The 24,012-nt window shown below is 74.0% G+C and carries 23 protein-coding genes; 6 read left to right on the top strand and 17 right to left on the bottom strand.

Going from position 1 to position 24,012, the window contains the following annotated elements:
• Positions 1-39: 39 nt before the first annotated feature.
• Complete coding sequence (locus QRN56_RS22010; RefSeq protein ID WP_285106857.1) at positions 40-1,239, bottom strand: acyl-CoA dehydrogenase family protein; 1,200 nt, start codon at positions 1,237-1,239, stop codon at positions 40-42.
• 92 nt (positions 1,240-1,331) lie between these two features.
• On the opposite strand from QRN56_RS22010, the gene QRN56_RS22005 reads away from it, so the two are divergent.
• Complete coding sequence (locus QRN56_RS22005) at positions 1,332-1,793, top strand: acyl-CoA thioesterase (protein WP_285106855.1); 462 nt, start codon at positions 1,332-1,334, stop codon at positions 1,791-1,793.
• On the opposite strand, the gene QRN56_RS22000 is transcribed toward QRN56_RS22005, so the two are convergent.
• The 12 genes from QRN56_RS22000 to QRN56_RS21945 all read right to left on the bottom strand — a co-directional run bounded on the left by QRN56_RS22000 (position 1,738) and on the right by QRN56_RS21945 (position 13,925).
• On the bottom strand, positions 1,738-3,396 hold the full coding sequence (locus QRN56_RS22000) for an AMP-binding protein (RefSeq protein ID WP_285106853.1): 1,659 nt from the start codon (positions 3,394-3,396) through the stop codon (positions 1,738-1,740). The two genes, QRN56_RS22005 and QRN56_RS22000, sit on opposite strands and share 56 nt — an antisense overlap.
• Positions 3,393-4,646 (bottom strand): acyl-CoA dehydrogenase family protein, encoded by a 1,254-nt coding sequence (locus QRN56_RS21995; RefSeq protein WP_285106851.1) that lies wholly within the window; start codon positions 4,644-4,646, stop codon positions 3,393-3,395. Before QRN56_RS21995 ends, QRN56_RS22000 begins: the two co-directional genes overlap by 4 nt.
• Positions 4,646-5,764, bottom strand: a complete 1,119-nt coding sequence (locus tag QRN56_RS21990) for a phosphotransferase family protein (protein WP_285106849.1) — start codon at positions 5,762-5,764, stop codon at positions 4,646-4,648. The genes QRN56_RS21995 and QRN56_RS21990 overlap by 1 nt, the downstream gene beginning before the upstream one ends.
• Positions 5,765-5,821: 57 nt before the next feature.
• On the bottom strand, positions 5,822-7,099 hold the full coding sequence (locus QRN56_RS21985) for an ABC transporter substrate-binding protein (protein WP_285106848.1): 1,278 nt from the start codon (positions 7,097-7,099) through the stop codon (positions 5,822-5,824).
• Between the two features lie 6 nt (positions 7,100-7,105).
• Positions 7,106-8,146, bottom strand: coding sequence for a branched-chain amino acid ABC transporter permease (locus QRN56_RS21980; RefSeq protein WP_285106846.1), 1,041 nt, complete (start codon positions 8,144-8,146; stop codon positions 7,106-7,108).
• Positions 8,143-9,021 (bottom strand): branched-chain amino acid ABC transporter permease, encoded by an 879-nt coding sequence (locus QRN56_RS21975; protein ID WP_285106844.1) that lies wholly within the window; start codon positions 9,019-9,021, stop codon positions 8,143-8,145. Before QRN56_RS21975 ends, QRN56_RS21980 begins: the two co-directional genes overlap by 4 nt.
• 23 nt (positions 9,022-9,044) lie before the next feature.
• Entirely contained in the window at positions 9,045-9,776 is a 732-nt protein-coding gene (locus QRN56_RS21970) for an ABC transporter ATP-binding protein (protein WP_285106843.1), read from the bottom strand.
• Positions 9,773-10,579, bottom strand: a complete 807-nt coding sequence (locus tag QRN56_RS21965; protein WP_285106841.1) for an ABC transporter ATP-binding protein — start codon at positions 10,577-10,579, stop codon at positions 9,773-9,775. Before QRN56_RS21965 ends, QRN56_RS21970 begins: the two co-directional genes overlap by 4 nt.
• Positions 10,580-10,672: 93 nt before the next feature.
• Positions 10,673-11,443, bottom strand: coding sequence for an SDR family NAD(P)-dependent oxidoreductase (locus QRN56_RS21960; protein ID WP_285106840.1), 771 nt, complete (start codon positions 11,441-11,443; stop codon positions 10,673-10,675).
• Positions 11,440-12,462 (bottom strand): NADPH:quinone oxidoreductase family protein, encoded by a 1,023-nt coding sequence (locus QRN56_RS21955; protein ID WP_285106838.1) that lies wholly within the window; start codon positions 12,460-12,462, stop codon positions 11,440-11,442. The genes QRN56_RS21960 and QRN56_RS21955 overlap by 4 nt, the downstream gene beginning before the upstream one ends.
• Before the next feature lie 3 nt (positions 12,463-12,465).
• A complete protein-coding gene (locus tag QRN56_RS21950) occupies positions 12,466-13,068 on the bottom strand; it encodes a TetR/AcrR family transcriptional regulator (RefSeq protein WP_285106837.1) in 603 nt (200 codons plus the stop codon).
• Positions 13,069-13,106: 38 nt separating this feature from the next.
• Complete coding sequence (locus tag QRN56_RS21945) at positions 13,107-13,925, bottom strand: SDR family oxidoreductase (RefSeq protein ID WP_285106836.1); 819 nt, start codon at positions 13,923-13,925, stop codon at positions 13,107-13,109.
• A gap of 148 nt (positions 13,926-14,073) precedes the next feature.
• Here QRN56_RS21945 and QRN56_RS21940 point away from each other — a divergent pair, with 148 nt between their 5' ends.
• The 3 genes from QRN56_RS21940 to QRN56_RS21930 are packed head-to-tail and all read left to right on the top strand — an operon-like array spanning position 14,074 to position 15,828.
• The gene (locus QRN56_RS21940) at positions 14,074-14,703 is read left to right on the top strand and encodes a QsdR family transcriptional regulator (RefSeq protein WP_285106834.1); all 630 of its coding nucleotides are present in this window, start codon (positions 14,074-14,076) and stop codon (positions 14,701-14,703) included.
• A gap of 13 nt (positions 14,704-14,716) precedes the next feature.
• Complete coding sequence (locus QRN56_RS21935) at positions 14,717-15,253, top strand: YbhB/YbcL family Raf kinase inhibitor-like protein (RefSeq protein WP_285106833.1); 537 nt, start codon at positions 14,717-14,719, stop codon at positions 15,251-15,253.
• Positions 15,250-15,828 (top strand): YbaK/EbsC family protein, encoded by a 579-nt coding sequence (locus QRN56_RS21930; RefSeq protein WP_285106831.1) that lies wholly within the window; start codon positions 15,250-15,252, stop codon positions 15,826-15,828. The genes QRN56_RS21935 and QRN56_RS21930 overlap by 4 nt, the downstream gene beginning before the upstream one ends.
• 60 nt (positions 15,829-15,888) lie before the next feature.
• Here the strand turns inward: QRN56_RS21930 and QRN56_RS21925 are convergent, their stop codons facing one another.
• On the bottom strand, positions 15,889-16,866 hold the full coding sequence (locus QRN56_RS21925; RefSeq protein ID WP_285106829.1) for a siderophore-interacting protein: 978 nt from the start codon (positions 16,864-16,866) through the stop codon (positions 15,889-15,891).
• 311 nt (positions 16,867-17,177) lie between these two features.
• Here QRN56_RS21925 and QRN56_RS21920 point away from each other — a divergent pair, with 311 nt between their 5' ends.
• A complete protein-coding gene (locus QRN56_RS21920) occupies positions 17,178-17,993 on the top strand; it encodes an MHYT domain-containing protein (protein WP_285106828.1) in 816 nt (271 codons plus the stop codon).
• Between the two features lie 278 nt (positions 17,994-18,271).
• On the opposite strand, the gene QRN56_RS21915 is transcribed toward QRN56_RS21920, so the two are convergent.
• Together QRN56_RS21915 and QRN56_RS21910 are read right to left on the bottom strand one after the other, a co-directional pair.
• Complete coding sequence (locus QRN56_RS21915) at positions 18,272-19,114, bottom strand: TrmH family RNA methyltransferase (RefSeq protein ID WP_285106826.1); 843 nt, start codon at positions 19,112-19,114, stop codon at positions 18,272-18,274.
• 25 nt (positions 19,115-19,139) lie between these two features.
• Positions 19,140-20,222 (bottom strand): DNA polymerase IV, encoded by a 1,083-nt coding sequence (locus QRN56_RS21910; RefSeq protein WP_285106824.1) that lies wholly within the window; start codon positions 20,220-20,222, stop codon positions 19,140-19,142.
• A gap of 188 nt (positions 20,223-20,410) precedes the next feature.
• Between QRN56_RS21910 and QRN56_RS21905 the strand changes: the two genes are divergently transcribed.
• The gene (locus QRN56_RS21905; protein ID WP_285106822.1) at positions 20,411-21,124 is read left to right on the top strand and encodes a sigma-70 family RNA polymerase sigma factor; all 714 of its coding nucleotides are present in this window, start codon (positions 20,411-20,413) and stop codon (positions 21,122-21,124) included.
• On the opposite strand, the gene QRN56_RS21900 is transcribed toward QRN56_RS21905, so the two are convergent.
• Positions 21,099-24,011, bottom strand: coding sequence for a hypothetical protein (locus QRN56_RS21900; protein ID WP_285106820.1), 2,913 nt, complete (start codon positions 24,009-24,011; stop codon positions 21,099-21,101). The genes QRN56_RS21905 and QRN56_RS21900 overlap by 26 nt on opposite strands.
• Position 24,012 lies beyond the last annotated feature (1 nt).

Raw genomic sequence — 24,012 nt, 5'->3', positions numbered from 1 at the left:
TCCTCCTTGAGCCAGTGGTGAGCCAGGTGGGCGGCGCCCTCAGACGAACGCCGCGTGGCCGGTGATGGCGCGGCCCACGATGAGCTGGTTCATGTCCTTGGTCCCCTCGAACGTGTAGACCGCCTCGGCGTCGGCGAAGAACCGCGCCACGCCGTGATCCAGTGTGATCCCGTTGCCGCCGCATGCCTCCCGGCACAGCGCGACGGTCTCGCGCATGCGGGTGGTGACGAACGCCTTGGCCATCGCGGCGTGGGCGTCGGTCTGGGTGCCGCGGTCCTGGAGCTGTGCCACGCGGACGCACATGGCGAAGCTCGCCGTGACGTTCGCGTACGCCGTGGCGAGCTTGTCCTGGATGAGCTGGTAGCTGGCGATGGGGTTGCCGAACTGCTCGCGCTGCCTGGTGTAGGCCACGGCGGCCTCGTAGGCGCCGATCATGGTGCCCAGCGCCTGCCAGGACACGCCGTCGCGGGTGATGCGCAGCACCTTGGCGACGTCGCGGAAGCTGTTGATGTGCTGCAGGCGGTCGGCCTCGTCGACGCGGACGCCGTCGAGCACGATGTCGGCGTTCTGCACGATGCGCAGGGACTGCTTGCGCTCGATCTTGGTGGCGGTGAAGCCGGGCGTGCCCTTGCGCACCAGGAAGCCCTTGACCTGGTCGTCGGCGGTGTCCTTGGCCCAGATGACCACGACGTCGGCGAACGTGGCGTTGCCGATCCAGCGCTTGGCGCCGTCGAGCACCCAGGTGTCGCCGGTGCGGGTGGCGGTGGTGCGCAGGCCCTTGGCGGTGTCGGAGCCGGCCAGGGGCTCGGTGAGCCCGAACGCGCCGATCACGTCGCCGGCCGCCATGGGCGGCAGCCACTGCTCGCGCTGCTCGGCGGAGCCGCCGAGGCCGATCGAGGTCATCGCCAGGCCGCCGGAGACCCCGATGAAGGTGCAGAACGAGGAGTCGACGCGCGCCGTCTCCATGCCCACCCAGCCGCGGAACACGGCCGAGGTGTCCTCCCCCTGCGTCTCGGCCCAGCCCGACCCGATGGTGCCGAGCTGCGCGTAGGGCTTGAACAGGTGCACGGGGCACTCGGCGCGCTCCCAGTAGTCGTCCGCGATGGGGCGCACCTCGCGCTCCATGAACTCCCGGACGGCCAGGGCCTTCTTCTGCTCGGCCGGGGTGAGCAGGTCCTGGAACGCGTAGAAGTCCGCCTCCAGCAGGTCCGTGGCGGGTGGCTCGGGTGCGAGCGTCATCGGTCCTCCGATCATCGTCGATCTGTATGTCCAGTATGCATCATTCTTGGAGATGTTGCACCGACCCCTGGGGGCCGGGCTACGCTGCCTCGATGGGCTATCGGCACCCCTTCCCGCTGCGCTGGAACGACAACGACCAGTACGGGCACATGAACAACACCGTCTACTACGAGGCCATGGACACGGCGGTGAACACCTGGCTCATCAGGCACACCGACCTGGACCCGGCGGGCGCCGTGATCGGGCTCGCCCGCGCCTCCTCGTGCGAGTTCCTCGCCCCGGCGTCGTTCCCCGAGGAGCTGGAGGTCGACGTCGCCGTCGGGCGCCTCGGGCGCAGCTCGCTCACCTGGGACCTGGCGATCCTGCGCGCGGGCGCGCCCGACCGGAGCGAGGCGTACGCGACGGGCAGCTTCACGCACGTCTTCGTGGACCGGGCCGCGCGCCGACCCGTGCCGGTGCCGGACGTGATCCGCGCCGCGGTCGAGGACCACCTCGGCGTCACCCCTCCCGAGCCAGGTCCGGGGCCGAGTGCCGGGCCGTCAGCTCGCGCTTGAGCACCTTGCCGCTCGGGCCCAGCGGCAGGTCCGGGGAGACGTGCACCACGCGGGGGTACTTGTACGCCGCGACGTGCTCCTTCATGTACGCGACCACGGCGTCCGGGTCCACGTCGGCCCCGGAGGACGGCACGACGGCGGCGTGCACCTCCTGCCCGCGCGCGGCGTCGGGCACGCCGAACACCGCGGCCAGCGCGACCCCCGGGTAGCGGGCCAGCACCGCCTCGACCTCCGTGGGATACACGTTGTAGCCGTTGCGGATGATCATGTCCTTCTTGCGGTCCACGACCGTCACGATGCCGTCCGCGTCGACGGTGCCCAGGTCGCCGGTGCGGAACCACCCGTCCACGACGGCGGCCGCCGAGGCGTCCGGGCGGCCCAGGTACCCCTTCATCAGGTTGTGCCCGCGCACCACGATCTCGCCCAGCTCGCTCTGCTCCCCGGCCGCGGAGCCCGGCGCCGGGGCGGGCAGCAGCTCGACCCGGTCCTCCACCTCGGCCACCGCCACGGCCACGTCGACGCCCCACATGGGGCGGCCCACGGTCCCGGGCCGGATGGGTTCGGACGTCACGTTGAAGGTGCACGACGGCGACGTCTCGGTGAGCCCGTACCCCTCGTGCACCTGCGCGCCGTACGCCTCCTCGAACGCCTCCAGCAGCGCCACCGGCAGCGCCGCACCGCCGGAGACGGCGAACCGCAGCGGGGGCCGCGCCGCCGACCGGCGGGCCGCCTCGACCATGCCCGCGAAGTTGGTCGGCACGGCCGTGAACACGGTCGCGCCGTGCGCCACCAGCAGCTCCAGGGCCTCGTCCGGGTCGAACCGGGGCAGCAGCACGATCGACGCGCCGCGCCGGAACGCCATGTTGAGCACCGCCATCTGGCCGAACGAGTGGAAGAACGGCAGGCCGCCGTACACCACGTCGTCGGGCCGCAGGTCGAACGAGTCGATCAGGGAGCAGTGCACCTGCTCGACCATCGCCAGGTGCGAGCCCACCGCGCCCTTGGGCGTGCCCGTGGTGCCGCTCGTGTACAGGATGGTGGCCGCGGCCAGGGGGTTGACGCTCGCGTGCCGCTCGATCGGCGTGGCCGCGGCCGCCTCGTCCTCCAGCCGCCCCACCGGGGTGCCCTGGTCGGCGAGCCGGCGGGCGGCGTCCTGCGGCAGCAGCACGGTCAGCAGCGGCACGCCGGCCCGCGCGGCCGCGGGGGCGGCCTCCGCCAGCATCGGGGCGGCGACCACCACGACGTCGGCCCCCGCGTCCCGCAGCACGAACTCGATCTCGTCCGTGCGGAACAGCAGGTGCACCGGGACCACGACGGCGCCGAGCGCGAGGGTGGCGTAGTAGACGCGCGCGAAGTCGGGCACGTTCGGCACGATCATCGCCACGCGCGAGCCCGGCCCGATGCCCCGGGCCGCGAGCGCCCCCGCGTACGCGCGGGTCTGGTCCCAGAGGTCGCCGTAGGTGGTGGCCTGCCCCAGGAAGTACAGGGCGGGGCGGCCGGGGTACCGGCGGGCGGTCTCGGCGAGCATGCTCGCGATGGACAGGGTGCCGTACCCGGGCCCGTCGACGGCGGGGTCGGGCGCGGCGGCGGGTGCTGGGGTCATGTCGGGTCTCCTTCGACGGTCGACGGGGCTGACGGGGTTGCGGAGGGGCGCGCCAGGTAGGGCGCACGACGGCGGAGCTCGGCCCGGCCGAGGGAGGCGAGGTGCACCTCGTCGGGCCCGTCGGCCAGGCGCAGGGTGCGGACGCCGGCGAGCAGCTCGGCCAGGGGGTGGTCGCCGGAGACCCCGGCGGCGCCGAACACCTGGACGGCGCGGTCCAGGATCTGCCCGACGGCGCGGGGTACCGCGATCTTGATGGCCTGGATCTCGGTCATGGCGGCCTTGTTGCCGACGGTGTCCATGAGCCAGGCGGTCTTGAGCACGAGCAGGCGCAGCGACTCGATCTCGATGCGGGAGGTGGCGGCCCACTCGCGCACCACGCCCTGGTCGGCGAGCGGCCGGCCGAACGCGACCCGCTCGGCGGCGCGCTCGCGCACCAGGTCCAGCGCCCGCTCGGCCGTGCCGAGGGCGCGCATGCAGTGGTGGATGCGGCCGGGCCCGAGGCGGGCCTGGGCCATGGCGAACCCGTCGCCCTCGCCGCCCAGCAGCGCGGTGGCGGGCACGCGGACGTCGTCGAACACGATCTCGGCGTGGCCGCCGTGGTCGCGGTCGTCGTAGCCCAGCACGGTCAGGCCGCGCAGCACGGTGACGCCGGGGGTGTCGCGGGGCACGAGCACCATGGACTGCTGCCGGTGCCGGGGCGCGTCCGGGTCCGTCTTGCCCATCACGACCAGCAGCCCGCAGTCCGGGTTCATCGCGCCCGTGGCGAACCACTTGCGGCCGGTGATCACGTACTCGTCACCCTCGCGCACGATGCGGGTGGCGATGTTCGTGGCGTCCGACGACGCGACGCCGGGCTCGGTCATGCAGAACGCCGACCGCTGCGCGCCGTCCAGCAACGGGTCGAGCCAGCGCTCGCGCTGCTCGGGCGTGGCGAAGTGGGCAAGCAGCTCCATGTTGCCGGTGTCGGGCGCGGCGCAGTTCATGGCGACGGGCGCGAGCCGGGGGCTGTACCCGGTCAGCTCGGCCACGGGGGCGTACTGCAGGTTGGTCAGGCCGCCGAACAGGTTCCACAGGCCCCGCTCGCGGGCCGTGGCCTGCAGGTGGCGCACGACGGGCCGGAACGACCAGTCGTCGGGGGTGGCAGCGAGCTGCGCGGCGAGCACGGGCTCGGCGGGCAGCACGTCGTCCGCCAGGAAGTCCCGGACCCGGCCGGTGACCTCCCGGGTCGTCTCGTCGGGTGCGAAGTCCATCAGGCTCCCCCTTCCGTGGTGGCGGGACGGGACGGGACGACGCCGCCGGTCGCGACGCCGAGCCGGGCCAGCCCCTCGGCGGCCAGCGGCGCCACCAGGGCGCCGATCGTGTCGAACCCGGCGCCGACGGTCTGGCCGCCGGTGAACCGGTAGTGGATGCCCTCGAGGATGACCGCGAGCTTGTAGCAGGCGAACGCCCGGTACCAGGCCAGGTCCGGCACGGCGATGCCGGCGCGGGCCGCGTAGGCGTCGATGACCTCGGCGAAGTCCGGGTAGCCCGCGCCGGGCACGATCGCCCCGGCGACGCCGACGACGCCGGCCGCCCGCGTCAGCTCGTGGATGTCCCAGTACATGCCGAGCATGCCCAGGTCCACGAGCGGGTCGCCGAGCGTGGCCATCTCCCAGTCCAGCACCGCCGCGACGTGGGGCGCGTCGGGCCGCCCGGCCACGAGCACGTTGTCGAGCCGGTAGTCGCCGTGCACGATGCCGGAGCGCGCCCCGTCGTCGGGCACCGCGTCCGCCAGCCGCTCCTGGAGGGTGTCCAGGAGTGGCTGGGGCCGCGACCTGGAGGCGTCGTACTGGCGCCGCCAGGTCTTGAGCTGACGGCCCAGGTACCCGGCGGGCCGGCCGAAGTCGGCCAGCCCGACCGCGACGGGGTCGGTGCCGTGCAGGTCCGCCAGCACCTCGGCCAGCTCGGTCGCGAGCCGGCCCAGGCCCGCGGGGGTCCAGGCCGCGTTGTCCTCGGGCCGGGCCAGGACGGCGCCGGCCACGTACCCCATGACGAAGAACACGGTGCCCGTGACCTCGGCGGCGGCGGTGTCGTCCACCACCGCCACCGTGGGCGGCACCGGGATCGTCCCCGCCAGGGCGGTGATGACGCGGTGCTCGCGCCGCATGTCGTGCGCGCTGGACAGCACGTGCCCCAGCGGCGGGCGCCGCAGCACCAGCGGACGGGCGGCGCCGTCCACCCGGTAGGTGAGGTTGCTGCGGCCGCCGGGGACGAGGGTCGCCGTCAGCCCGGGGCCCGGGCCGGTGTCCGGACCCGCGAGCTCCGGGTGCTCCCTGGCCAGCCAGGCGGACAGGCCGGCGACGTCCAGGCCGGGCAGTTCGTTCGTCATGGTTCCCCTTCCCTGCGGTGGTTCTGGTTCCGGTGCGGCGCCCTCGCCGGACCCCGGTCACTCGGTGACCGGGATGCCCTCGTTCTCCAGCGGCACCTGCGCGGGCTCGGCCGGGGTCGCCCCGGCCTCGGACACCGTGTAGGCCTCGTCGGTGAAGTCCTGCACGCCGTCCGTCACCACCGCGATGCGGACGGTGCGATGGGCAAGATGATCCTCCGCGGAGTACGTCAGCGGCGCGATGCCGTTGCCCTGCAGCTCACCCGACTCGATCGCCGCCACGATCGATTCCCGGGTCGGGTCGGTGCCGGCCGCCGCGAGCGCCTCGGCGAACTGGTAGCCCACGCTCATGCCGTAGGTGGTGTTGCCCGTGTAGGGCGCGCCGTCGTTGTACTCGTCGTTGATCCGCGAGAACAGCTCGTACCACTCGGACGACGGGCTGTTGGGCAGGTAGTTCACGGAGACGAGGCCCTCCAGCACCGGCGCGACGTCCGCGCCGAGGTACTCGACGAGCGTCGGGTGGTCGGCGCCCGAGGAGGACACGTGCCACCGCGGGAACCAGTCCATCTGCGCGGCCGTGCCCACGGCCAGGGCCGTGAACCCGTTGATGGTGCCGAGCACGTTGTGCGTGCAACCGGCCTCCTTCATGGCGCCGATCTGCGCGGTCACGTCCTGGTCGGCGGTGGAGTAGGTCTGGCTGCTCGCCACCCCGTCCGCGCCCACGGCCAGCTCGACGCCCGCCAGGATGCCCTCGCCGAAGTCGTCGTCCTGGCCCAGCACGCAGACGACGGCGTCCGGCTCGGTGTCCAGCGCGTACTGCGCGAGCGCCGCGCCCTCGGTCACGTAGTCGGCGTTGAAGCCGAACGTGTTCGGGTACTCCTCCGGCTGGTCCCACGTCAGGGAGCCCGAGGCGACGAACAGGTCGGGCACGTCGTTCTGGGCCAGGTAGTCGAGCACGCTGGAGTGCGTGGGCGTGCCCAGGCCGTTGACGACGGCGAAGACCTCGTCCTCCTGGACCAGCTCGCGCACCACCGTCTGGGTGTTCGCGGGGTTGTAGCCGTCGTCCTTGACGACGTACTCGATCTCGCGGCCGTGGATGCCGCCGTTCGCGTTCACGTGGTCGAAGTACGCCGCGGTGGCCGCCGAGATCGACGCGAAGCCGGCCGCGGCCGGACCCGTCAGCGGCTGGTGGGTGCCGATGACCACCGTGTCGTCGGTGACGCCGGGGACCTCGGCGGCCGCGGGGGTGGAGCAGGCCGACAGCGCCGTCGCGGCGGTCAGCCCGAGGACGGCCGCCGTGCCCACGGAGCGGGGGCTGGACAGAGAAGCAGTGCGCATTTCCGTTCACCTCACTGTGTTGGAAAGGACGTGGCTGGGAAAGGGCTTGCGGTCAGGGAACAGCCGGGCGAGCCCGCCCGGCCGGAGGACGGTCACGACGATCACGACCACGCCGAACAGCGCGATCTCGAGGTTGCCCTGCAGGCGGTGGCCCAGATCGGCGGGCAGGGCGGCCGTGGCCTGGTCGACGACCCACGGCAGCAGCGTCACGAGCACCGCCCCGATCGCGGCGCCGCCGAGCGAGCCGAGCCCGCCGATCACGGCGGCGACCACGAGCAGCAGCGAGAACCCGAGGCCGTACGCCCCGGGGCTGACCTGCTGCGTGACGATGGCGAGCACCGCGCCGCCCAGGCCCGCGGCGAGCGAGCTGAGCACAAAAGCCCCGGCCTTGACCCGGCCGGGGTCGACGCCGGCCAGGCGGGCGGCCGTCTCGTCGTCGTGCACCGCGCGCATGCGCAGGCCCGCGCGTCCGGCGCGCAGGGCGACCAGCGGCGTGACGGCGCAGGCCGCGACCAGGATCGCGAGCCAGGCGTGCCACTGCTCGGTGGCGATGAGCAGCGCCAGCGTGTCGGGCACGGGGACGAACGGGGCGCGCACGCCCTGCTCCCCCGCCAGGCCGGGGATGGTGCTCGCGGCCGAGGGCAGCGCGATCACCAGGGCGAGCGTCAGGCCCGCCAGGTAGGGGCCGCGCAGCCGGGCAGCGGCCAGCCCGAGCAGCAGGCCGAGCAGTCCCGAGGTGACCAGGGCGCCGGCCACCCCGGCGAGCAGGGGCAGGAGCCGGCCGCCGACGCCGTCGGCCACCGGGGTGCCCTCGATCGCGGACTCGACCCGGGTGGCGGTCAGGGCGTACCCGTACCCGCCGGCGGCCATGAGCACGCCGTGCCCCAGGGAGAGCTGGCCGGTGAGCCCGACCAGGAGGGTGAGCCCGGCCACGGCGGCGAAGACCCCGGTCGCGGTGGCGAGCTGGTAGTTGCGGTACGGGTCGAGCAGGAAGGTGGCGCCCAGGGCGAGCAGCGTGAGCAGCCCGGCGCGCAGCAGGAGTCTCATGCGGTCCGGGCCTCCCTCGCGGCGAAGAGCCCCTGCGGGCGCACGAGCAGCACGACCGTGAGGAGCGCGAGCACCGCCGGCGGCGCCGCCGCGGCCGACGCGTACCCGGTCACGAGGGCCACGAGCACGCCGACCGACAGCCCGGCCACCAGGGCCCCCGCCGGCGAGTCGAGCCCGCCGACGACGGCGGCGGCGAACGCATTGACGAACAGCACGTCGGCCGCGTGGGGGTCCAGGCCGAGCCCCGTGGGCACCAGCAGCAGGGCCGCGAGCGCCGCGGTGGCGATGGAGAGCGTCCAGCCGAGCGTGACCATGCGGGGCACGCGCACGCCCAGCAGGCGGGAGGTCTCGGGGGCGAAGGCCGCCGCGCGCAGCTGGAGGCCCAGCGAGGTGCGGTTGAACAGGAGGGCCAGGCCGCCCATGACGACGGCGGCGACCACGAGCACGAACAGGTCGTACGGGCTCATCAGCCCGACGCCGCCCACCTCGAGGGGCCGCTGCGGGAACGGCGCGTGCACGGGCCGGTGGTCGGGTCCGAAGGCGATCGCGAGCCCGGCCTGGAGCACCATGACCAGGCCGATCGCCACGATGATGCCGGCCAGCGGGTTGTCCTGCGGCACCAGGCGCATGAGCCGCCGCTCGACCACGGTACCGAGCAGCGCGCCGGTGGCGAGCGCGGCGGCGAGCCCCAGCCAGTACGAGCCGGTGGCGGACGTGATCGCGAAGGCCACGTAGACGGGCACGACCGCCAGGGCGGCCTGGGCGAAGTTCACGACCCGGGCGGCCCGGTAGACGATCACGAGCGACAGCGCGAACAGGGCGAGGACGGCGCCGCGCGCGAGTCCGGTCGACAGCAGGAACACGAGTCTTTCCATGGCTGGTCTCCTCTCGAAACCGGCTAGAAGCCCAGGTAGGCGTGGCGGAGGGCGGGGTCGGCGGCCAGCGCGGCGGCCGGCCGGTCGGCGACGACCTCCCCCAGGGACAGGACGACGCCGCGGTCGGCCACCGACAGCGCGCCGGTGACGTTCTGCTCGGCCAGGAGCACGGTGAGCCCGGTGGCCCGGGCCTGGTCGCGGAGCACGCCGAGGAGCTGGGCGACCACCAGCGGCGCCAGCCCCAGGGAGGGCTCGTCGAGCAGGAGCACCGCGGGCCGGGCCACCAGGGCGCGGGCGAGCGCGAGCATCTGCCGCTCGCCCCCGGACAGGGAGTGGCCCGCGGCGTCGCGTCGCCGCGCCAGCGGCTCGAACAGCTCGTACATCTGCCCGACGGCGGCGTCGCGCGCGGCGCTGGTGTGCCCCCGCCCCGCGTCCCTCCACAGGGCGCCGAGCCGGAGGTTCTCCGCGACGGTCAGCTCGGCCACCACGCCGCGCCCCTCGGGGACGAGCGCGAGCCCACGGCGCGCGCGGTCCTCGGTGGGCAGCCCGGTCAGGTCGGCGCCGTCGAGCAGCACCCGGCCGCCGCGGACGGGGACCAGGCCCAGCAGGGCGCGCAGCAGCGTCGTCTTGCCGGCGCCGTTGGCCCCGAGCAGCGCGACGACGCCGCCGGCGGGCACCTCGAGGTCGAGGCCGTCCAGCACGGCGGCGCCGTCGCCGTGACCGACGGTGAGGCGCTCGATCGTCAGGGTGCTCATGCCGTCTCCTCCGAGGCCCCGGTCCCGGCGGGCACGCCGAGGTAGGCCTCCTCGACGGCGGGGTCGCGGCGCACCTCGTCGGGCGTGCCGGCGGCGATGACGTGCCCGAAGTCGAGCACCACCACGCGGTCGGCCACGTCCGTCACGAAGTCGACGTGGTGCTCGACCAGCAGCACGGAGCAGCCGGCGCCGGACACGTCGCGCACGGTTCCCGCGAGCCGGTCGATGTCCGCGGGACCGAGCCCGCCGGCGGGCTCGTCCAGGAGCAGCAGCCGCGGCCGGGTGACCAGGGCGCGGGCGAGCGCCACGCGCTTGCGCTCCGGGTAGGGCAGCGTCCCGGCGGGCACCGCGGCCAGGTCGCCCAGGCCGAGGGCGGCCAGCGTCTCGCGGGCCGTGTCGAGCCCGAGGGCCCGGGCGCGCGAGCCGCCGGGGGTGCGCCGTCGGGGCCGGCGCGGGCTCGTGCCGGTCAGCGGCACCAGCACGTTCTCCAGCACCGTGAGGCGGTCGAACAGCCCCAGGCCCTGCAGGGTCCGGGAGACCCCGGCCCCGAGCAGCCCGGTCGCGGACGACGGCGCGGGCGCGCCGTCCACCCGGACCTGGCCCCGCCGGGCGCGCACCAGGCCGCACACGGCGTTGAACACCGTCGTCTTGCCCGCACCGTTGGGGCCGATGAGCGCGACGGTCTCGCCGTCGCCCACGGTGAAGGACACGTCGTCCACGGCGGTCAGGCCGCCGAACGTCACGGTCAGCCCCGAGACCTCCAGCCGGGGCGGGCTGTCTGCTGTCCTGCTCTGCGTCGTCATCGGCACCTCTTCGTGTCGGATGGGTGGGTGCGAAACCGACCGGCCGGTTTGTTGGGGGCCCAGAACGCCGCCGCCGACCGGCCGGCGGGCGTCCTACCGGTGCGGTATCCCGCTGGTCATGCCGCCGTCCACCACGATCTCCTGGCCGGAGATCCACGCCGACGCCTCGCTCGCGAGGAACAGGATGGTCCCCGCCAGGTCGGCGGGCACCCCCGGCCGGCCGAGCGGGATCACCAGCGCGTCGGGGTCGATCCGCGCGCTCATCTCGGTCAGGACCAGGCCGGGGTGCACCGAGTTGACCCGGATCCCGTCCTTGCCCAGCTCCACGGCGAGCGACTTGGTCAGGCCCCGCACCGCGAACTTGGAGGCGGTGTACCCGTGCAGGCTCCAGCTCCCGCGCAACCCCTCCACCGAGGAGATGTTGATGATCGAGCCGCGCCCCGCCGCCTTCATCGTGGGCACCACTGCCCGGCAGCCCAGGAACACGCCCGTGGCGTTGACCGCCATCACGGCGTTCCACTTGGCGAGCGTGAAGTGCTCGATCGGGGCCGCGTTGGCGATGCCCGCGTTGTTGACCAGCACGTCCACGCCGCCGAGCTCGTCGACCACCTGGCCCACGACCCGTTCCCACGCGTCCTCGTCGGTCACGTCCAGGTGCGCGAACCCGGCCCGCTCCCCCAGCTCCTCGGCCAGCGCCCGGCCCGCGGCGTCCAGCACGTCGGTGATCACCACGTGCGCACCGGCGTCGTGCAGGATCCGCACGTACGCCTCGCCGATGCCGCGCGCCGCGCCCGTCACGAGGGCGACCCGGCCGGTCAGGTCGTGCAGCGCGGCGACCGTCGGGCCCGCCCCCGGGGCCGTCATGCCGCCACCTCCCCGTCGCCGACCACCGCGTCGTCGGCCACCCGGACCACGAGCCGCCCCGTCGTCGCGCCGCCCGCCAGCCGCGCCACCGCGGCGGGCGCCTGGCCGAACCCGACCACGTCGCCCAGCGCCGGGCGCAGCACACCGGTCGCGGCGAGCCGCTCCAGCTCGGCGTGCGCGGCGTCCACGAGGTCGGGCCGCCGCTGCTGGTAGAGCGCCCAGTGCAGGCCGAGCACCCCGTAGTTCTTCACCAGAGCGAGGTCGGCCCGGACCTTCGGCAGCTCCCCGCTCGCGAACCCGACCACCACGATCCGCCCCTCGAACGCCAGGCAGCGCGTGGAGCGCTCGAACGACTCGCCGCCCACGGGGTCGAACACCACGTCGACACCGCCGCGCAGCGCGCCGACCCAGTCGTCGTCGCGCAGGAACACCTCGTCCGCGCCCGCGGCGCGGGCCGCGGCCACCTTCTCCGGGCTGCCCACCACCCCGACCACGCGCGCGCCGGCAGCCGCGCCGAGCTGGCACGCGGCCGTGCCCACGCCGCCCGCGGCGGCGTGCACCAGCAGCGTCTCGCCCGCCCGCAGGCCGGCCCGCCGGTGCAGCCCGAACCACGCCGTCTGGTAGGCGATCGTCAGCGCGGCGGCCTGGGCGTCGTCCAGGGCCGACGGCGCCGCGTGCACCGCCTGGGCCGGGACCGTCGCGTACTGCGCCAGCACCCCGATCTTCGAGCCGACCACACGGTCGCCCACCCGCACCCGCTCCCCCTCGGTCACGCCGGGCCCGAGCGCCACGACGTCGCCGCACAGCTCGATGCCCGGCACGAACGGCAGCTCGGGCCGCTCCTGGTACTCGCCGCGCGCCAGCAGGACGTCGGGGAAGTTCACCGCCACGGCCCGCACCCGGACCAGCACCTCGCCCGGTCCGGGCTCGGGCACCGGCACGTCGTGCAGCTCCATCACCTGCTCGGGCTCCCCGTGGGAGACCACGCGCCACGCCTTCATCGCCGTGGGTGGGTTCACGTCTCAGTCCTTCCTGCTGCCGTGTCTGATGCCGCGCAGGAACAGCTCCGTGAGCTGCTCCGCCACCTCGGCGGTGGTCTCGGGCCCCGTGGGCGAGTACCACTGGGGCAGGTAGTGCACGTCGGAGAAGAAGTTGGCGATGAGCACCGCGGTGGGCACGTCGTCGCGGAACACGCCCTCCTTGATCCCGCGCTCCAGCAGCGCCTGGAAGTCGTCGTGGTACGCCCGACGGCGCCGCTTGACCTCCGCCTGCCGCTCCGGCGCGAGCATGTGCTGGCTGCGGGTGAACACGGTGCCCTCGGGCAGCAGCTCGATCGAGGTGGTCACCACGTCCTCGCAGACGGCGCGCAGCACCTGCTCCACGTCGTCGCCTCGCTCCTCGCCCGCCGCGACGAGCTGGTCGAGCCGCGCCTTCTGCAGCGACAGCATCCGCTCGTAGATCGCGAACAGCAGGTCGTCCTTGGAGGCGAAGTAGTGGTACATGGCGCCCTTGGTGACGCCCGCGGCGGCGACGATCTGCTGGACGCTCGTGGTCGCGTAGCCCTGCGAGGCGAAGAGGTCGAGGGCGGCCCGCAGGACCTGGTCGTGGACGTTCGTGGTGCGCATGGGCACATCCTTCACCGCGAGCGCCGTCGCCGGGCGGCTCACCACGCCGCCCGCACGCTCGCCCCGCCGTCGACCAGCAGGGTCTGGCCGGTGACCCAGGCGGCGTCGTCGGACAGGAGGAAGGCGGCGGGCCCGGCCACGTCGTCCGGCTCCCCGAGCCGCCGCAGCGGGTAGGCGCGCGCCGCCTCCTCCTCGCGATCCTCGTACAGGGCGCGCGCCAGCTTCGTCTTCACGACGGCGGGCGCGAGCGCGTTGACCCGAGTGGCCGGGGCGAGCTCGTCCGAGAGCTGCACCGTCAGGTTGATCAGGGCCGCCTTCGAGACGCCGTAGAAGCCGATGTTCGTGGCCGACGTCGTACCCGCCAGCGACGCCATGTTGACGACGGAGCGCAGGGCCGACCCAGCCGTCGCCCCCGCGACCGCGTCCCGCGTCCACTCCAGCGCCGCGATCACGTTCACCTCGAGGATCTTGCGGGCCACGCCCGTCTCCAGCCCCGCGAGCGGCCCGTAGGCGGGGTTGATCCCCGCGTTGTTCACCAGGTGGTCCAGCCGCCCGAAGCGCTCGATCGTCCGCGCGATGGCCTCGGCGCGGTGCTCGGCGTCGTCCGCCTTGCCTGCGATGCCCAGCGCGCGGTCCGCACCGAGCCCGGCCACCGCCTCGGCCAGCGTGTCGGCGGAGCGGCCGGTGAGCACGACCCGGCCGCCCTCGGCCACGATCCGGCGGGCGATCGCGAGCCCGATCCCCCGGCTCGCCCCGGTGACGAGCGCGACGCGGCCCGCGAACCTGCGCCCGGTTCCACCCTCGGGACCGTACCCGGCCCCGCTCCCGGACCCCTCGGCGACGTCGTCGTCAGCCACGCTACCTCCGTACCGTCTGGTCGGTTTGTATGGGGACCGTAGCACGCCCCGACGCCCGAGGATAGGGTGCTGTTCAGAGAGGGATGTCCCGTATGCATCATTCTGCATTGTGTTGCACGGGACGCCGGTCCAGCGGTTGGATGACCTGATGACGACCACGACGTCGAGCATCGCGACGGTCGGGCTGCAGGCGGCGCCGAGCCGGCTGTCCGCCCGGCTGGCCACGCACCCCGAGGCGCAGCGGGTGCTCGACCTGGCGCGGGACACCTTCATCGAGGGCTACCGCATCGACATGGGCCCGCTGGCCACGCAGCTCGGCGTGGACCGCACGTCGGTGTTCCGCTGGGTCGGCAACCGGGACGCCCTGCTGTCCGAGGTGCTGTGGTCGCTCGCCGTGCCCACGCTGGTGCAGGCGGAGCACGCGACCGAGCACCTGACCGGCGCCGAGCGGCTCGCGGACCTGCTGACCACGTTCGCGCACGACCTGATCGTGGCCGACTACTTCCGCGCGTTCCTGCGCCGCGAGCCGGCCCGCTCCCTGCGCCTGCTCACCACGGCGGACAGCCCGATCCAGCGCCGTTTCGTCGCGACCGTCGAGTGGCTCGTGGTCCGCGACCTGGGCGACGAGCCGTTCGGCGGCACCATCACGCCGGAGGAGCTGGCCTACCTGCTGGTGCGGGTCTCGGAGTCGCTCACCTACGCGGACCTCATCACCGGCGACGAGCCCAGCCCGGCGCGAGCCCGCACGGCGTTCCGCCATCTGCTCCGTGTCACCTGACAGAGTGAGCCCCATGGATTTCACTCGTCCCTACCCGCCGGACCCGTACACGCTGCTGCCCGCGCCCGCCGTCTTCGAGCTGAAGAGCACCGACCTGATCGACGGTGAGCGCATGCCGGACGCGCACGCCGCGCACGACCGGACCATCTCCCCCGCGCTGGAGTGGAGCGGCTACCCCGAGGGCACCAGGTCGTTCGTCGTGACCTGCTACGACCCGGACGCGCCGACGCCGATGGGCTACCACCACTGGACCGTGGGCGACCTGCCGGCCGACGTGACGTCGCTGGAGACCGGCGCGGGCGCACCCGACGGCTCGGGGCTGCCCACCGGAGCGTTCCAGACCCGCAGCGACGGCCACACCCCGGGCTTCGAGGGCGCGGGCCCGCCACCCGGCGACCACCCGCACCGGTACATCTTCGCCGTGCACGCGCTGGACGTGGCGCCCGGCGAGCTCGGCCTGGGGCCGGACAGCACCAACGCGCAGGTGGCGTTCAACGTGTACTTCCACCTGCTGGGCCGCGCCACGCTGACGGCGACGTACAGCCGATGAGCGACAACGCCACCCTGCCGACCCTGGGCGACCTCGCCTGGGCGCCCGCGCTCGACCACCCGGAGCTCCTCGCCGAGCCCGTCCGCGCGGCGCTGGCCGCCTGGGCCGCCGCCGACGAGCGGGTCGCCAACCAGGTCGCGGTCACCGAGATCGACCCGGACCACGCCGACACCGCGACGCTCAACGAGCTGCACGACTTGCCGCCGGAGGCCTCGGCCAACTGCGTGCTGGTGGCCGGCAAGCGGGCCGAGGAGGAGCGCATCGCGGCCTGCGTGGTGCCCGCCAGCACGTTCGCCGACGTCAACAAGCGCGTGCGCAAGCTGCTCGACGTCCGCAAGGCGTCGTTCCTGCCGACCGACCGCGCGGTGGCCGACTCCGGCATGGAGTACGGCGGCATCACGCCCGTGGGCCTGCCGGAGCACTACCGCGTGCTCGTCGACTCCCGGTTCACGCAGGACGGCACCATGGCGCTGATGGGGTCCGGCGTGCGGCGCTCCAAGCTGCTCATGCCCGGGCCGCTGCTCTGCGTCATGCCGGGCGTCGAGGTGGTCGAGGACCTGGGCGTCCTGCGCTGAGACGACGAACCGCGTCGACCGGCACGGTCGACGCGGTTCGTGGGCTCGTACGCCGCGGGATCAGTTCTCCGCGCGGCCCTTGCGCCAGTAGCCCATGAACGCCACGGACTTGCGGTCCACCTGGCACTCGTTGACGAGGTACCGGCGCAGCGTCTTGATGACGCCCGCCTCACCCGCGAGCCACGCGTACAGCACGGTGTCCTGCGCCAGGGGGCGGCCCGCCTCGTCGACCGGCACCTCCCAGAGGATGCCCGTGTCGATGTCGACGTCGTCCGCCTCGCCGGACAGGTCCACGCCGGCGGCGGTCAGCGCGGGCGAGGTGTCCGACGACGGCCGCACACCCATCGCGAGCAGCCGGTCGGCGGCGGCCTGGACGGCCGGGACCAGCACGTCGCCGTGCTCGCGCCCATCACGGGCCAGCCAGTGCACGCGCACGCCCTCGGGCGCGCCGAGCTGCCAGCCGTCCTCGGGGTGGGGCACCTCGAGGAAGACCTCGCCCACGGCGTCCTGGGGCAGGGACTCGCAGATGGCGGCGATGGCGGGCACCGCGGTCTCGTCACCGGCCAGCAGCAGCGCGTGGCTGGACCTCGGCGGCGCGAACTCGACGCCCCCGTGGATGCCGTCGTACTCGGCGTTGGGACCCATGATGACCAGGGGGTCGCCGGCGGCTGCCGTCAGTGCCCAGCGGGACGCGGGACCGGTGTCACCGTGCATCACGACGTCGACGTCGACCTCGCGCAGGTCCTGGCGCACCGTGCGGACCGTGTAGGTGCGCATCGGGTTGCGGTGCTCGTCGGGGAGCATGCGCCAGGCGGCGTACCAGTCGGGGTCGTCCCGGCGCAGCGCGTCCCAGCCGCCCTGGGGCGACGGGAGGAGCAGCTTGATGCGCTGGTCGCGGCCGTTGTCCGCGAACTTGTCCAGGTCCGGGCCCGTGAAGGTGAAGCGAACGAAGGACGGGCACAGGCGCGTCACGCGCGCGACCTGGACATCGAACATTCGCGAGGGCTTGACGTCGAGCCCCTCGGTCTTGGTGGTCACGACGGTGAGCCTAACCTAACTTTGCCGGGCCTGTTCCACCCCCTCCGGAGCGTGGGACGGGACCTGCGTCACACCGGCGGCGGGGCGCCGGCGAGAAACGGAAACCCGAGGAAATGCTGGGCCCCGCGGCGCGAAAAGATCACCCCTTCGTCGGTGAAATTAACCCTGTACAAACAGTGCATGTCGTCCCATAGACCCGCTAACTTGGCGACGATCCGAACCGCTTCGATGTCCGTGCGACATCCCTGCGACGTCCTCGAGCGACGGCGGGTCGCACCCCCCTCACTCTGCACTCGCTGGAGAACGACATCATGATCGACCACTTCGCGCTGGGCTGGGTCACCCCCGTCCTCTCGTTCCTGCTCTCGTGCGCCGGCTGCGCCGTCGGCCTGACCTGTACGGCCCGCGCCCGCGTGGCCCATGGATTCGCAAGCGTCGCCTGGCTCGGCCTCGGCGCGATCTCCATCGGCGGCACGGGCATCTGGGTGATGCACTTCGTCGCCATGCTCGGCTTCTACGTGCGCGGCACCGAGACCCGCTTCGACGTCCCGCTCACGCTGGCGAGCGGCCTGCTCGCCATCGTCGTGGTGGGCCTCGGCCTCTTCATCGTCCGCACCGCGGGCGTCGGGCCGGTCGCCCTGGTCGCGGGCGGCCTGATCACCGGCCTGGGCATCGCCGCCATGCACTACCTCGGCATGCGCGCCCTGCACGTGGGCGTGGAGATCACCTACGACATCCCGACCGTCATCGCGTCGGTGATCATCGGAGTGGTCGCCGCGACCGCGGGCCTCTGGCTCTCGGCGAAGGTGCGCAACTTCGCCGCCGGCGCGGGCGCGACGGTGATCATGGGCCTCGCCGTCTCCGGTATGCACTACACGGGCATGGCGGCCATGCGGGCCGAGGAGACCAACGCGATCATGCCGATCGACACCGGCATCGGTGTGGGAGCGCTCCTAGGCCCGCTCATCATCGGCGTCACGGTCAGCACGATCATGATGCTCCTGGTCGTCGGGCTGGCGCCCAGCCCCCAGGAGATGGAGGCGCAGGAGAAGTTCAAGGGCTGGCAGGGCCGCCAGGACGAGCTCCAGCGCGAGACCGCCGCGCCCCGCCGGTCCCAGCTGCTCTGAGCCGGCGCGGCGGCGTCGAGGGAGTCGACGCCGCCCGCCGTCGGGCTAGCGCACCACACACCACCGACACCCGTCAGGACCAGCGACACGGCAAAGGCTGACCCCTACCAGAGCGGCTGCCACACCAACCCCCGCAACAGCCCGATCCCGTATCAGCCAGGACAGCGGCCAGAATCACGGCCACGACGCAGCCCGAGCCTTGCCGAGGTGGGCGAGCCGTCTGGGTCGACCGAGAACGTCCGCTCCACGATCCGGACGGAGTCCTCCTCGACGAGGAGTCAGTGCCCGTCGTCCGGCACGCGCGTCGCCCATGCGGCTACAGCAACGGCCGATGCGACGTTCAGCGAGTCCACTCCCCCGGACATGGGGATCCGAACGGTCAGGTCGCAGTTGGCGATCGTGCTGGCTTTCAGGCCGTCGCCTTCCGTGCCGAGCACCAGCGCAAGCTTCTCGGGAGGATTCGCCACCAGGTCATCCAACGAGATCGAGTCGTCCTCCAGCGCCAGGGCGGCCACCGTGAAGCCGCGATCGTGCAGCGTCTCGATGCCGCCCGGCCAAGGATCGATCCTTGTCCACGGGATCTGGAACACGGTGCCCATCGAGACCCTGACGGCACGCCGGTACAAGGGGTCCGCACAGCTCGGCGTGAAGAGCACGGCATCGACGCCCAGGGCCGCGCACGCACGCATGGCAGCCCCGACGTTGGTGTGGTCGACGATGTCCTCGAGGATCACCACCCGCCGCGCGCCTGCCCCGCCCCGCGCCCCCGCGAGCAGCTCGTCCACGCCCGCCAGCGGCGGCCGGTGCATCGCGGCCAGGGCGCCGCGGTGCAGGTGGAAACCCGTGATCTCCTTGAGCAGCGGCTCCTCGGCGACGTAGACGGGGGCGCCGGACCGAGCGATCACCTCGCTCATCGAGTCGAGCCACTTGGGCGCCATGAGGAACGAGCGCGGCCGGTGCCCCGCCGCGAGCGCCCGCCGGATCACGGTCGAGCTCTCGGCGATGTACAGCCCCTTGGCCGGCTCGTGCTTGGAGCGCAGGACCACGTCCGTGAGGCTGTTGTAGTCGGCCAGGCGCTCGTCGGCGGGGTCGTCGATGCGGACGACGTCGAGGGTGGTCACCGACCCATTCTCCCTGACGGTCCGGTCAGATCCGCCCGCGGACGGGGGTCCGCTCGACAGGGTCGCCGTCGTCGGGCATCACCATCTCGGCGCGGACGCCGAGCAGGCGTACCTCGCGGCCCGGCTCCATGTCCTCCGCGAGGGCGAGGACGGCGGCGGTCAGCTCCTCGAGCGACCGGGTCGGGGCCGGGAGCTTCTTCGAGCGGTCCCGGGTGAAGAAGGGCGCGTAGCGCACCTTGAGGCCCACCCGGAAGACGGGCCGGTCCTCCGCCTCGGTGTCGGCGTGCACCTGCGTGACCAGGTCCCGCAGCGCCGCCTCCACCTGCTCGGGCGTGGTGAGGTTGCGCTGGTAGGTGGTCTCGCGGCTGTGCCCGCGCGCCACCCAGGGCGTGTCGTCGACGACGGCGGAGCCGCGCCCCCGGCCCAGGTCGCCGTACCAGGCGCCCATGCGCGGCCCGAACTCGGCGACCAGCGCGTCGCCGTCGGCCGCGGCCAGGTGCGCGACGGTCTGAATGCCGTGGGCCGCGAGGCGCTTGGACACCTTGGGCCCGACGCCCCACAGGTCGATGGTGGGCCGCCGGCCCATCACGTCGAACCAGCTCTGCTCGGTGAGGCGGAAGATGCCCGCGGGCTTGCCGAACCCGGTGGCGATCTTCGCGCGGATCTTGTTGTCGCCGATGCCGACCGAGCAGTGCAGGCCGGTGGCGTCGGGGACCGCCTCCTGCACCTGGCGGGCGACCGCCTCCGGGTCGTCCGCGTCGCAGCCGAGGAACGCCTCGTCCCAGCCGAGCACCTCGACCGCCCTGCCGAGCCCGCGGAGGGTGTCCATCACGTGCCCGGAGGCCTCGAGGTAGGCCTCGTGGTCGACGGGCAGGATGATCGCGTCCGGCACCTTGCGGGCCGCGACCCGCAGCGGCATGCCCGACCCGACGCCGAGCTCCCGCGCCTCGTACGACGCGGTGGAGACCACCGCCCGCTCCGTCGGGTCGCCGCGGCCGCCCACGATGACCCGTCGCCCGGCGAGCTCGGGGCGCCGCAGGATCTCGACCGCGACCAGGAACTGGTCGAGGTCGACGTGCAACACCCAGCGGAAGGCGCGCGGGCCCATGGCACGAGTCTCCTTGAGCGGGCCCGGGCTGTCCTGCCTGGAACGCGTGTTGCCGCGCGGCAGCCGGCTGGCACACCGTTATCATCCCGTTATCTCTCACAGCGAAACTCTCCCCTCTTCCCTCGGAGCACCAAGACTCCATATTCTCCGGGCAAGGAAAGTTCGTCTCACTCAACAGGAGAGCTGCGATGAGAACTACCAGGAACTCCCGGTCTCCCCGCTCGCGCCGCGGCAAGGAACCCGCCCCGCACCCGGCGTTGCCGCAGTCCTACGCGGCAATGATCGAGCGCACGCCGTCGCTGGACGATGCGCAGCTGGAGTCCCTCCTCGAGCGAGCAGTCGCCGGAGCGGACGCCGCGCGCACCCTCGACGCCACCGCGGTCTCCCCGAGCCTGCGCGCACAGCTCGAGACCAGGGTCAAGGACGGGCAATACGCGAAGGAGCGTCTCGTCCTCGCCCACCTCCGCCTCGTCCCGGCCATCGCCGGCTCCTACGCGGGCCGCCTGCCGTTCATGGACCTCGTGCAGGAGGGCAACGTCGGCCTGGTCCGCGCCGCCGACTCGTACGACCCCGCGCACGGCACGTTCGCCGCGTACGCCCACCGCTGGGTACGCCGCTCGATCGTCCGCGCCGTCGCCGCCGCCGAGCAGGCCGAGCGCACGAGCGGGCCCACCCCCGAGCAGAACCTGCTGCGCCGCCGCGTCCGGCAGGCCCTGGCCCACCTCGACGCCGTCGAGGCCCGGGTCCTGGAGATGCGCTTCGGCCTCCTGGACGGCACCACGCGCACCCTCGACGAGATCAGCCGCCGCCTCGGCGTGACCAAGGAGCGCGTGGCGCAGATCCTCGAGTCCGCGCTGGCCCGGCTCCGCGACGTCGTCAGCCCGGCTCCCCTCGCTGCGTGACCGCCGGCTGGGCACCCGACTGCCCGGCCGGCGTCAGCCGCCTCAACCGATCGATCACCTCGCCCAGCGCCTCGTGGTACGCCCACGACGCCGGGTACCCCGAGTGCGCCGCCACGGCGAAGAGATAGGCCGACCGGTCCATCTCCTCCGCGCCGCGGTCGACGTCGTTCTCCCCGTAGCCCATCACCGGGAAGCCCAGGAAGTCGGTGCGCCGCCACAGGTTCACCCACGCGGGCTTCTTCGCACCGCAGGTCAGCAGCGACAGCAGCGTGACCTGTTCCCCCGAACCGGGCTCGGGACCCTCCGGCGTCAACGGCGCCGCCGGAACGGCCCCGGGTCCGGAACCTGCGGCCCGCTCCGCGTGCGCGGCGGCCTCGACCTGCCCGCCCCACGGGTCCGCCGACCAGGCCGGGCCGGTGCTCCGCGGCAGGCCGGTCGTCGTCGGCCCCAGGAGGTCGGGGAAGAACCGGCCGAAGAACGGCCGCAGCTGCACGCCGTAGGTCAGCAGGCCGAGACGCCCGTCCGCGCTGTCGGACGGGCGGCCGGACGGGGTGTCGGACGCGGCGTCGGTCACCGGGTTGCCCGCCCGGATCAGGATGACGGCGGCCGCCAGCACGCCGCCCATCGAGTGCCCCGACAGCACCACGCGGCGCTCGGGGGCCACCCGCGCGCGCTCGGCGTCGTCGGCGATGTCGGCGCCGGTGAGCCAGGCGTCCACGCGTGAACGCACCTCGGGCACCACGCGCTCGGCGTAGCTCGGCGGGCCGAACGGGTGGGCGCTGCGCGGCAGGAAGCACAGGAGGTCCCACAGCAGCCCCCACGGGCGGCCCGGGACGCCGCCCGAGGCGCCCGCCAGCGCGCTGGCCACCAGCGTCACCGCGAGCACCCCGAGCGCCGGCACCGCCAGCGACGACAGCCACTGCGGCACCCGGACGGCCCCGGTGCCGTCGTGCTGGGCGATCAGCGGGATGTGGGCCACCAGGGCCGCGACGTAGCACGCGGCAGCCAGGGCACCGACGGCCAGCTCCACCCGGTGCGACATCGCCGCGACCTGCCGGCCCCGCAGCACGCGCTCCAGCACGGGGTTGGCTCCGCCGTCGGGGTCCGGGGCGTCGGCGACCGCCCGCCAGGCGGGCACCGCCGGACCGTACGGCGGCCCGAGGGTGTTCGGCGCGCCCGGGATCCAGAGCGCCCGCGAGCGCAGGGTGTCGATGACGTACGGCCCGGCCGCCGCCACGACCAGCAGCACCACGAACACGAGCGCGATCACCACGGACGCCGTGCCGAACTCGGTGTAGACCGGCGGGACCCGCACGAGGTCGGGGTCGGGCACGGTGCGCGCGACGCCGACCAGGCCGCCGTCGAGCGGTTCCGGCGCCGGGTGCTCGCCGCTGCGCAGGGCCCACTGCACGCCGAGCACCAGCAGGCTGGAGTACACGGTCGCCGCCGCGACGGAGACCAGCAGGAACACGCCCGGCCCGGCGCCGTTCCAGCCCTCGGCGGCCCGGCGCCGCAGCAGCATCGCAGCCAGCACGACCACCACGGGGCTCAGCACGGCGACCAGCGCGACGGCCACGAGCAGGTGGCGCAGCACCGGGCCCGGCTGGGTGACCAGCACGACGCCGACGCACGCGGTGGCGACCACCGGCACCACCGTCCACGCCGCGACGGCCCGGGTGCTGCGCGCGGTGCGCCACGCGAGGCCCGTCGCGGCGATGCCGCCCATGCCGACGCCGAGCAGCGCGGGCACCAGGTCCAGGCCGATCAGGGCGGGCATCCGCCCCGGCTGCGGCCCGGCGACGCAGGCGGCGCACGCCAGCAGCCAGACCAGCAGCCCGGCGGCGAACACGGCGAGCCCGGCCCGGCCCTTCCAGCGCGGGGTGACCGCCTGGACGCCGTCGTCGTCGGTGCGCAGGGCGACGAACCCGCACGCCCCCAGGATCACGACCAGGGCCGCCAGGGGCAGGGCCGGGGCCGGCAGGCCGGCGTCGGCGTAGCGCGTCCAGGTGAGGTACTGCCCCGTCAGGGCGAGCGCCGCGCCCAGGTGCGCCCACAGCAGGCCCGAGCCCGAGCGCTGCGACCAGAAGCCCGCGCGGTGCAGCGGCGGGCCCGACGGAGGCACGGTGCGCCCGGCGCGCATCACCGAGAACTTCGATTCGAACCGGACCTGCCCTCCGTGCGCCACGGCCACGAGCACCGCGACCAGCAGCACCGGGGCGAGGGACAGGAGCGCCAGGCGGTCGCCGACGTCCAGCCGGGCCAGGCCGTACAGGGCGTCGGGGATGCGGGCGCAGACGGGGACCACGGCGTCGGGACCGAGGGTGGCCAGCCCGATGCACCGCGTGCCGATGACGGACATCGCCACCGTCGCGACGGCCGAGACGAACAGCAGCGTCAGCCCGAGCGAGAACACGCGGGTCAGCGCGGCCGTCGGGTCCGGGCGCAGGCTGCCCGTCTGCGTGTCGCGCGCCACGGGCCGGTGCGCCGCAGGAGCCGGGGCCGGGATGCGACGGGCCCAGTACGCGGCGTTCACCAGGCCGAACGGGACCATCGCCGCCCACAGCAGGCGCACCGCGACCGTCCCCACGACGCCCAGCAGGCCACCGAACGGCAGGCCGCCGAGGCGCGCCATCGCGCCCCACGAGTACGCCTCGCGGCGCACGTCGGGCCGGATCGCATGGACGTCGCCGGGCGGGAGCGCCCGGTCCCGCGCCTCGGCGTCCGGCGTGGGCACCCAGAAGCTGCCCAGGCCGTCGCCTTCGGACTGCGTCACCTCGTCCCGGGGCAGGCCGAGCGCCCCGTACGGCAGGGTGTTCGCGATGCCGTGGATCCGCAGCTCGAGGATGCGTGGCGGGGTACCGGGCCGGGTTCCGGGCGCGCTGTCCATA

This window comes from Promicromonospora sp. MEB111 (assembly GCF_030209445.1).
Taxonomy (GTDB): Bacteria; Actinomycetota; Actinomycetes; order Actinomycetales; family Cellulomonadaceae; genus Promicromonospora.
The sequence above is the reverse complement of the archived record's forward strand: the minus strand, read 5'-3'. Positions and strand labels throughout refer to the sequence as shown.

Excerpts from the sequence above, each read along its gene's own strand:
- QRN56_RS22010 (WP_285106857.1), bottom strand. The coding sequence starts at position 1,239 with ATGACGCTCGCACCCGAGCCACCCGCCACGGACCTGCTGGAGGCGGAC.
- QRN56_RS22005 (WP_285106855.1), top strand. The coding sequence starts at position 1,332 with ATGGGCTATCGGCACCCCTTCCCGCTGCGCTGGAACGACAACGACCAG.
- QRN56_RS22000 (WP_285106853.1), bottom strand. The coding sequence starts at position 3,396 with ATGACCCCAGCACCCGCCGCCGCGCCCGACCCCGCCGTCGACGGGCCC.
- QRN56_RS21995 (WP_285106851.1), bottom strand. The coding sequence starts at position 4,646 with ATGGACTTCGCACCCGACGAGACGACCCGGGAGGTCACCGGCCGGGTC.
- QRN56_RS21990 (WP_285106849.1), bottom strand. The coding sequence starts at position 5,764 with ATGACGAACGAACTGCCCGGCCTGGACGTCGCCGGCCTGTCCGCCTGG.
- QRN56_RS21985 (WP_285106848.1), bottom strand. The coding sequence starts at position 7,099 with ATGCGCACTGCTTCTCTGTCCAGCCCCCGCTCCGTGGGCACGGCGGCC.
- QRN56_RS21980 (WP_285106846.1), bottom strand. The coding sequence starts at position 8,146 with ATGAGACTCCTGCTGCGCGCCGGGCTGCTCACGCTGCTCGCCCTGGGC.
- QRN56_RS21975 (WP_285106844.1), bottom strand. The coding sequence starts at position 9,021 with ATGGAAAGACTCGTGTTCCTGCTGTCGACCGGACTCGCGCGCGGCGCC.
- QRN56_RS21970 (WP_285106843.1), bottom strand. The coding sequence starts at position 9,776 with ATGAGCACCCTGACGATCGAGCGCCTCACCGTCGGTCACGGCGACGGC.
- QRN56_RS21965 (WP_285106841.1), bottom strand. The coding sequence starts at position 10,579 with ATGACGACGCAGAGCAGGACAGCAGACAGCCCGCCCCGGCTGGAGGTC.
- QRN56_RS21960 (WP_285106840.1), bottom strand. The coding sequence starts at position 11,443 with ATGACGGCCCCGGGGGCGGGCCCGACGGTCGCCGCGCTGCACGACCTG.
- QRN56_RS21950 (WP_285106837.1), bottom strand. The coding sequence starts at position 13,068 with ATGCGCACCACGAACGTCCACGACCAGGTCCTGCGGGCCGCCCTCGAC.
- QRN56_RS21940 (WP_285106834.1), top strand. The coding sequence starts at position 14,074 with ATGACGACCACGACGTCGAGCATCGCGACGGTCGGGCTGCAGGCGGCG.
- QRN56_RS21935 (WP_285106833.1), top strand. The coding sequence starts at position 14,717 with ATGGATTTCACTCGTCCCTACCCGCCGGACCCGTACACGCTGCTGCCC.
- QRN56_RS21930 (WP_285106831.1), top strand. The coding sequence starts at position 15,250 with ATGAGCGACAACGCCACCCTGCCGACCCTGGGCGACCTCGCCTGGGCG.
- QRN56_RS21920 (WP_285106828.1), top strand. The coding sequence starts at position 17,178 with ATGATCGACCACTTCGCGCTGGGCTGGGTCACCCCCGTCCTCTCGTTC.
- QRN56_RS21910 (WP_285106824.1), bottom strand. The coding sequence starts at position 20,222 with ATGGGCCCGCGCGCCTTCCGCTGGGTGTTGCACGTCGACCTCGACCAG.
- QRN56_RS21905 (WP_285106822.1), top strand. The coding sequence starts at position 20,411 with ATGAGAACTACCAGGAACTCCCGGTCTCCCCGCTCGCGCCGCGGCAAG.
- QRN56_RS21900 (WP_285106820.1), bottom strand. The coding sequence starts at position 24,011 with ATGGACAGCGCGCCCGGAACCCGGCCCGGTACCCCGCCACGCATCCTC.